Raw genomic sequence first — 7,250 nt, 5'->3', positions numbered from 1 at the left:
GTGCCGATCTCGACCACGCGCCCGGTCGGGATCTGAAAGTACTCCGTCGCGTCGGCCGCCGTGCGGGCCAGGCCGATGAACAGCCGGTCCTGCCACACCGGCATGCCGGAATTGGGCGAGGCCTTGAGCGAACGCCGCGACAGGAAGAACGAGGTCGTCATGATGTCGAACTTCCAGCCCTGCTTGCGGCAGATCGCCAGTGCGCGCGGGATGTTGGGCTGCTCCATGTAGCCGAAGGTCAGCGTCACGCGCATGAACAGCTCGTTGACGGTCTCCATCTTGACCCGGTCGCTGTCGGGCACCACCGGCTGCGGCGCGGTCACCACCGAAAGGATGACGTTCTGCTCATGCAGCACCTTGTAGTGCTTCAGGCTGTGCATCAGTGCGGTTGGCGCACTGAGCGGATCGCTGGTCAGGAACACGGCGGTGCCTGACACCAGCTGAGGCTTCTTCTTCAACAGATTGCCGGCCAGGAAATCCAGCGGGATCTCGTTGCGTCGGGTCTTGTCGAACAGATAGCGGCTGCCGCGCACCCAGGTCCACATGGCCAGCACGACGGTGAAGGCCACGGCCAGCGAGGCCCAGCCGCCCTCGAACACCTTGACGATGTTGGAAGCAAAGAAGCCGACATCGATGAAGCCGAACAGCGCCGTAAGCGAGATTGCCACCCACAGCCGCCATTTCCAGATGCGCGTCATGACGACATAGAGCAGCACCGTCGTCACCAGCATGTTGCCGGTCACCGAAATACCGTAGGCCGACGCCAGCCTGCTGGACTCGCCGAAGCCGACCACCAGCATCATCACCACCAGCGCCAGCAGAAGATTGACGCGCGGCATGTAGATCTGGCCGGACTGTTTCTCCGACGTGTGCAGGATTTCGAGCCGCGGCAGCATGTTGAGCTGCACCGCCTGCCTGGTCAGCGAGAACGCGCCTGATATCACCGCCTGGCTGGCGATGACGGTAGCGGCGGTCGCCAGCACGACCATCGGGATCAGCGTCCAGCCTTCGTTCATCTCGAAGAACGGATGACCGACGACGCCATTCTTGGCCAGCACGAAGGCACCCTGCCCGGCATAATTGAGCAGCAGGCAGGGAAACACGATCGCCAGCCAGGCCAGCACGATCGGCTTGCGGCCGAAATGGCCGAGATCGGCATAGAGCGCTTCGGCGCCGGTCACGGCGAGAAAGATGGCGCCGATGGTCACGAAGGCGACATCGGGCGAATTGATCAGGAAGGCGACGATGTAGTGCGGGCTCACCGCCCACAGGATTTCCGGATCGGCGATGATGTGGTTGAGGCCGGAAAGGCCGATGGCCAGGAACCATACCGCGGTCACCGGGCCGAACACCAATCCCACCCCGCCCGTGCCAAAGCGCTGCACCGCGAACACCATGGCAAGGATGACCAATGTCAGCGGCACGACATAGGGCTGGAAGGTCGGCGTGACGACATTCATGCCCTCAACCGCCGACAGCACCGAAATCGCCGGTGTGATGACGGCGTCACCGAAGAAAAGCGATGCCCCGACGATGCCGATAGCGAGCATCAATGCTGAACGCTTGGGGAAACTGCCGCGCGCCAGCGCCATCAGCGACAGCACGCCGCCCTCGCCGCGGTTGTCGGCGCGCAGCACGAACATGATGTATTTGATGGTGACGATGATCGTCAGCGACCAGATGATCAGCGACAGCACGCCGAGAATATCGCCGCGCTGGGCGACATTGCCGCCCGACGACGCCACCAGCGCCTCGCGAAAGGCGTAGATCGGGCTGGTGCCGATATCCCCATAGACGACACCGAGCGCGCCCAGCATCAGAACCTTGGTGCTGTGCTGTTCGACTTCCGAATGGCTCGATTGTTCGACGGGTTCTGCCTCACTACCAGTGTTGGTAAGGGCCATGGACGACACTCCGATAAGCGCGCGGTGCTCTACGCTTGCTGCGATGCAATATCAAGTGCCGTCGCGTAATGGCTGCCATGCCTGCCGCGCCAGGCTGCCCATCGCTACCATCCGCAGGCCTTGAGGAACCGACCCACCGTGCCGGCCATGCCATACTCCAACGCGTCGGCTGTCAACCCATGTCCGATCGACACTTCGGCCAATGCCGGAATGCGCTTGACCAGCGCCGGCAGATTGCCGACCACCAGATCGTGCCCGGCATTGACCTGCAGCCCGGCGGCAAGCGCCGCGTCAGCGGTTTTTCCCAATCTTTCCAGCTCTTTGGCCGCTTTGGCGGAATCTGTGTGATAGCTGCCATATGGACCAGTATAGAGCTCGATGCGATCGGCACCGGTGTCGCGTGCGGCCGCCACCCAATCGGGATCCGGATCGGAAAACAGCGACACGCGAAAGCCCCCTTTTTTCAAGCGTTTGACGATCGGTGTAAGGAACGCGGCCTGGGTGGCGAAGTTCCAGCCATGGTCCGATGTCGCCTGGGCCGGATCGTCCGGCACCAAAGTCACCTGCTCAGGCTGATGCTTTTCCACAAGCAACAGGAAATCCTCGGTCGGATAGCCTTCGATGTTGAATTCCGCGCGCGGAAACTCGTCGTCGATCAGCAACCGAATCTCAGGCAGATCGGAGTGTCTTGTGTGCCGCTCGTCGGGACGCGGATGCACCGTCAGCCCATGCGCCCCGGCCGCCAGCGCAATGCGGCCGAGGCCGGTCACGCTTGGCCACGGCAGGTCGCGGCGGTTGCGCAGCATGGCGATGGCATTGAGGTTGACGGAGAGCTTTGCAGGCATGCGGGCGGCCTCGGAAATCATTCAACGCGCCCACCTATAATGCCTTTGACGGGAACAGTAATGCCTTTGGTGGGAACAGACTGGGGGTTTCGGGTGTTCCAAGCCTGATGAACGAGCCGGGAAAGGAAAGCGCCGATGAATTTTCTCGATGAGGTTCCGGCAATTCGCCGTATCGAGACCAGCCGCGACGACCTTTTCGCCATCGATGTCGTCGGGCACGTTTCCGCGGCCGACGGTGAAAATCTTTTCGGGCTGCTGGAGGCAGCCTATGCCCTGCATCCGCGCATCGATGTGCTGGTGCGCCTCGTCGACCACGATGGCGTCGACTGGGCCGACATCGCGGACGAGACCCTGAAGCAGGGCGCGATCCATGCATTGAAACATGTCGGCCGTTGCGCAACCATCGGCGAACCGGACTGGATAGCGGACGCACAACGCTTTCTGCCGTCCTCCCCGCCCGTTGAAATCAGGCACTTCAAGGCGGAGGACGAGGCCGCCGCCTGGCAATGGCTTGCCGCGCAGCCTATCGGAGCAACAGCATCCGGCGCCCCTACCTGACGATCGTCAGCCGCTCGGCCGCCCGCGTAATGGCGGTGTAGAGCCATCGCTGGCGGGTTTCCTTGAAGGCCCAGCTTTCATCGAACAGCACGATCTCGTTCCACTGGGAGCCCTGCGCCTTGTGCACGGTCAGCGCGTAGCCATAGTCGAAATCGTCGAAGCGCTTCTTCTGCTGCCACGGGATGTCGGCATCGGGATCCTCGAACGCCGCCTTGAGCAGCTTGATCTTGGCGACGCCGCGATCCGGATCGTCCTCTTCCGGCGACACCAGAAGGTTGATGCCGGGCTTCACCGTCTCGCGCGACGAGGTCATCACCTTCCACAGCGAGCCATTGAGCAGGCCCTTTGCCGGATCGTTGCGCAGGCAGACCAGCTTGTCGCCGGCCTGCGGATAATCGGCGTTGAAGCCCTTGAGCTCGCGCAGCCGCTGATTGTAGCGGCGACGCGTGCGGTTGGTGCCGACCAGCACTTGGTCCGCCTTCAGCACCAGCTCCTGGGTGACGTCTTCCTTGCCGATCACCTGCGCCGTGCCATAGTCGCCACGCATGAATTCACGGCCCTCGCGCACATCGAGCGCCAGCCGCAGGATCGGGTTGTCGCGCGCCTGCCGGTGGATTTCGGTCAGCAAAAAATCCGGCTCGTGGTCGGTGAAGAAGCCGCCACCCGAGATCGGCGGCAGCTGGCCGGGGTCGCCCAGCACCAGGATCGGCGTGCCGAAACTCATCAGGTCGCGGCCGAGCTGCTCGTCGACCATCGAGCATTCGTCGATGACGACCAGTTTCGCCCGCGTAATCGGGCTCTGGCGGTTGAGCGAGAAGGTCGGCGACATCGACGTCTTGCCGGTGACCTCGTCGGCCACCGATTCCTCGCCCTTCGGCCGGTAGATCAGCGAATGGATGGTGCGCGCATTGACCGCACCCTTGGAGCGCAGCACCTGCGCCGCCTTGCCGGTGAAGGCGGCGAACTGCACCTGGCCGTCGACATGTTCGGCGAAATAGCGCGCCAGCGTCGTCTTGCCGGTGCCGGCATAGCCGAACAGCCGGAACAGCTGCGGCTGGCCGGTCTTCAGCCATTGGGCGACCGCCTTCAGCGCTTCGTCCTGTTGGGGAGAGAATTCCATCAGCGCGAGAGACCGGATTCGCAAGGGAAAGACAAGACAGCCGCCACCATCATCGATGCGCCGGGACGCTTCAATGCCGCCGACGGGTCAGGCTATCAGGCGCAGACAAGAACGTAAAGGGAACATACAAGCTCACCCCACGCCTTATCGAATCGGCTGGGGATCGTTTTCCAGCAGGATCGGCTTGCCGTGCGGCGTGGCATGCGCGGCGCGCTCCCAGGCTTCAGCCATGGCGTCGACATCCGACTTCGCGGCCAGCCCTTTGGTGGCAAGCAGGCTTTCCAGCGCGGCCAGCCAATGTTCGTAATAGTCATGGCCGTCAGCCGCGGCGCCTGGCTTCTTCACTTCGATCGACAGCGCCTGCGCCCACTCGCTCCACGAAAACAGGCCCTTGTCGTGCAACGCCACCGTCATGGCGAACGCCTCAGCCTGCCACGGCTCGGCAAACACCGGCGCATCGACGCCCGGCGGCAGCTCGGGCAGATCCGTATCACGCCGGCTCAAGATAGCTCTCCCAGGCGTCTATCGAGACGCTCAGCGTCGGGTCGGCGCCCTCGCCCCAGATTTCCGGCCCTTCGAAAACCACGGTGTAGACCCATTGCGGATTTTCGCCGTGTCCATGCGCGTTGCTGTCGGGGAACACGAAACCGTCGTGCACCGTCTCAATCACCCCCTGCTTGGCGCGCGCATAGCGCGGCAGCCGCGTGTGGCCGGTCGGGTTGAAGTTCTTGGTCCGCACGGGATCGCCGGCCTTGAACCGCGCCGGCTGCGCCACCGGCCGGTCGCAAGGACCACCCTTGGCCAGCACTCCAGGCACATTTTCTGCCTTCAACACCCTCTTGGGAGTCGCTGCCGGATCGACTGCCTTGCCGGCTTCGAGATCGCGCTCGCTGACGAAGCCATGGCGCTTCAACAGCACCTCCAGCGCCTTGATCCATATCTGGTAGTAGCTCGATGAATAGTAGACAGCCGGATGCAGTGATTCCCGCGCGTGCCGGCTCTCGTCGATGTTCCACGCGCCCATGGCGCCGGCAGTCAGTGTCACGCCGAGCGCCCGCCTTTCCCAGGCGGCGTGGAAGTAAGGCTCGTCTTTTTCGGGTGCGACCGGGCCGAAGCCCATCTGTCCGCCAAGATCGTGCGGCCCGTTCATGCCGGTTGCCCCTCTATTTCAGGTCTTTGGGCCAGGCCGGTGCCGATCATCGCGTCACGGCTGACCAGTTCCGCCAGCCGCTCCTCGCTCCAGCGCTCGGTGCCCTCGGGCCGCATCGGCACGACGAGATAGCGCAGCTCCGCGGTCGAATCCCAGACGCGTATTTTTGTCCCAGCAGGCAGCGTCAGCCCGAATTCTTCCAATACGCCGCGCGGATCGATCACCGCGCGCGAACGATAGGGCGGCGCCTTGTACCAGACCGGCGGCAGGCCGAGCACCGACCACGGATAGCAGGAGCACAGCGTGCAGACGACGAGATTGTGCGTCTCCTCGGTGTTGAACACCGCCTGCATGTGCTCGCCTTGGCGGCCGGTATAGCCCAGCGATTCGATCGCCGCCGTCGCGTCGAGCTTCAGCCAGTCGGCAAAGCCAGGATCGCTCCAGGCTTTCGCCACCACCCTGGCGCCATTGCGCGGGCCGATCTTCGTCTCGTAGGTGTCGACGATGACGTCGATCGCGGCCGGATCGATCAGCCCCTTCTGAGTGAGGATGGTTTCCAGCGCGCGCACGCGGGCGGCAAACGGATCGAGTTCGTTGTCGTGGTCATGATCGTGTGACATGGCCGCAAACTACGTTTCCAGTGATGCCGCCGCAAGCGCAACGGCTTGGGCCAACGGCACATGGCGCTGGCGCTGTCACATCATTCGGCCGCCGCCCGCTGCGGTTCGGGCAGCATGTCTTCCCTGGCCTTGAATAGCGACGGCTGATCCCCCGCTTCGACCGGGCCCGTCTCGCCCTTGCGCTTCGACCAGAGCCCGACCAGCCAGCCCGAGAAATTCTCCATGTAGACATAGATCACCGGCGTCACGAACAGGGTCAGTGCCTGCGAGGCAAGCAGGCCGCCGACAACGGCAACGCCCAGCGGCTGGCGCAGTTCGGCGCTGGCCCCGGTGCCGAGCGCAATCGGGAACGTGCCCATCAGTGCCGCCAGCGTCGTCATCATGATCGGCCTGAACCGCATCAGGCAGGCCTTGTGGATCGACTCGGTCGCGGACATGCCTTCTCGTCGCAGTTCAAGCGCGACGTCGACCATCATGATGCCGTTCTTCTTGACGATGCCGATCAGCATCAGGATGCCGATCACCGCGACAACAGACAGATCCATGCCGGCGAAGCGCAGCGCAACGACCGCTCCCAGCACGGCCGATGGCAGGCCGGTAAGGATGGTCAGCGGGTGGATGAAGCTCTCGTAGAGGATGCCGAGCACGATATAGATGGTCAGGATTGCGCCGCCGACCAGAAAACCCTGGTTGGCAAGAGAATCCTGGAAGGTCTTGGCCGTGCCGGCGAAGGTCGTCGAGATCACCGTCGGCATGCCGATCTGCTCCTTGAGCGCATTGATGCGCGTCACGCTGTCGCCCAGCGCCACGCCCTGCGGCAGATTGTAGGAGATGGTCACGGCTGGAAGCTGGCCGAGTTGGTTGACCGTCAGGGCGCCGGCAGTGCGATCGACCCGGGCGAAGGCGCCGAGCGGAACAAGACTGCCGCTCGCCGTCCTCATCTGGATGGCCAGCATCCGCTCGGGCGACCACTCGATTTTGGGGTCGAGCTCGGTGATGACTTCGTAGCTGTCGGCCGAACCGAAGATTGTCGAAACCTGGTCGGTGCCGAAC

The 7,250-nt window shown here is 63.5% G+C and carries 8 protein-coding genes; 1 reads left to right on the top strand and 7 read right to left on the bottom strand.

What is annotated here, in order from left to right:
• Positions 1–1,904: potassium transporter Kup (locus EN750_RS11335; protein WP_145967563.1), on the bottom strand; the 1,904-nt coding region annotated here is incomplete at its 3' end.
• A gap of 104 nt (positions 1,905–2,008) precedes the next feature.
• Positions 2,009–2,749 carry a pyridoxine 5'-phosphate synthase gene (locus tag EN750_RS11330; protein ID WP_127396477.1) on the bottom strand — a complete coding sequence of 247 codons (741 nt, stop codon included), beginning with the start codon at positions 2,747–2,749 and terminating at the stop codon, positions 2,009–2,011.
• Between the two features lie 135 nt (positions 2,750–2,884).
• On the opposite strand from EN750_RS11330, the gene EN750_RS11325 reads away from it, so the two are divergent.
• The gene (locus EN750_RS11325) at positions 2,885–3,307 is read left to right on the top strand and encodes an STAS/SEC14 domain-containing protein (protein ID WP_127271116.1); all 423 of its coding nucleotides are present in this window, start codon (positions 2,885–2,887) and stop codon (positions 3,305–3,307) included.
• Here the strand turns inward: EN750_RS11325 and EN750_RS11320 are convergent.
• The 5 genes from EN750_RS11320 to EN750_RS11300 all read right to left on the bottom strand — a co-directional run.
• Entirely contained in the window at positions 3,300–4,427 is a 1,128-nt protein-coding gene (locus EN750_RS11320; RefSeq protein WP_127396476.1) for an ATP-dependent RecD-like DNA helicase, read from the bottom strand. The genes EN750_RS11325 and EN750_RS11320 overlap by 8 nt on opposite strands.
• Positions 4,428–4,571: 144 nt before the next feature.
• Positions 4,572–4,931, bottom strand: a complete 360-nt coding sequence (locus EN750_RS11315; RefSeq protein ID WP_127381144.1) for a nitrile hydratase accessory protein — start codon at positions 4,929–4,931, stop codon at positions 4,572–4,574.
• A complete protein-coding gene (gene nthB, locus EN750_RS11310; RefSeq protein ID WP_127396475.1) occupies positions 4,918–5,577 on the bottom strand; it encodes a nitrile hydratase subunit beta in 660 nt (219 codons plus the stop codon). The genes EN750_RS11315 and nthB overlap by 14 nt, the downstream gene beginning before the upstream one ends.
• Complete coding sequence (nthA, locus tag EN750_RS11305) at positions 5,574–6,197, bottom strand: nitrile hydratase subunit alpha (protein WP_127396474.1); 624 nt, start codon at positions 6,195–6,197, stop codon at positions 5,574–5,576. The genes nthB and nthA overlap by 4 nt, the downstream gene beginning before the upstream one ends.
• An 80-nt stretch (positions 6,198–6,277) precedes the next feature.
• A partial coding sequence (locus EN750_RS11300; protein WP_145967561.1) for an efflux RND transporter permease subunit occupies positions 6,278–7,250 on the bottom strand: 973 nt, incomplete at its 5' end.

It is taken from the genome of Mesorhizobium sp. M7A.F.Ca.ET.027.03.2.1 (assembly GCF_003999175.1).
GTDB lineage: Bacteria > Pseudomonadota > Alphaproteobacteria > Rhizobiales > Rhizobiaceae > Mesorhizobium.
Note: the sequence above shows the minus strand (reverse complement) of the source record. Positions and strands in the feature narration are given on the sequence as shown.

Bases quoted from the DNA above. Each gene is read 5' to 3' on its own strand.
- EN750_RS11330 (WP_127396477.1), bottom strand. From the start codon at position 2,749: ATGCCTGCAAAGCTCTCCGTCAACCTCAATGCCATCGCCATGCTGCGC.
- EN750_RS11325 (WP_127271116.1), top strand. From the start codon at position 2,885: ATGAATTTTCTCGATGAGGTTCCGGCAATTCGCCGTATCGAGACCAGC.
- EN750_RS11320 (WP_127396476.1), bottom strand. From the start codon at position 4,427: ATGGAATTCTCTCCCCAACAGGACGAAGCGCTGAAGGCGGTCGCCCAA.
- nthB (WP_127396475.1), bottom strand. From the start codon at position 5,577: ATGAACGGGCCGCACGATCTTGGCGGACAGATGGGCTTCGGCCCGGTC.
- nthA (WP_127396474.1), bottom strand. From the start codon at position 6,197: ATGTCACACGATCATGACCACGACAACGAACTCGATCCGTTTGCCGCC.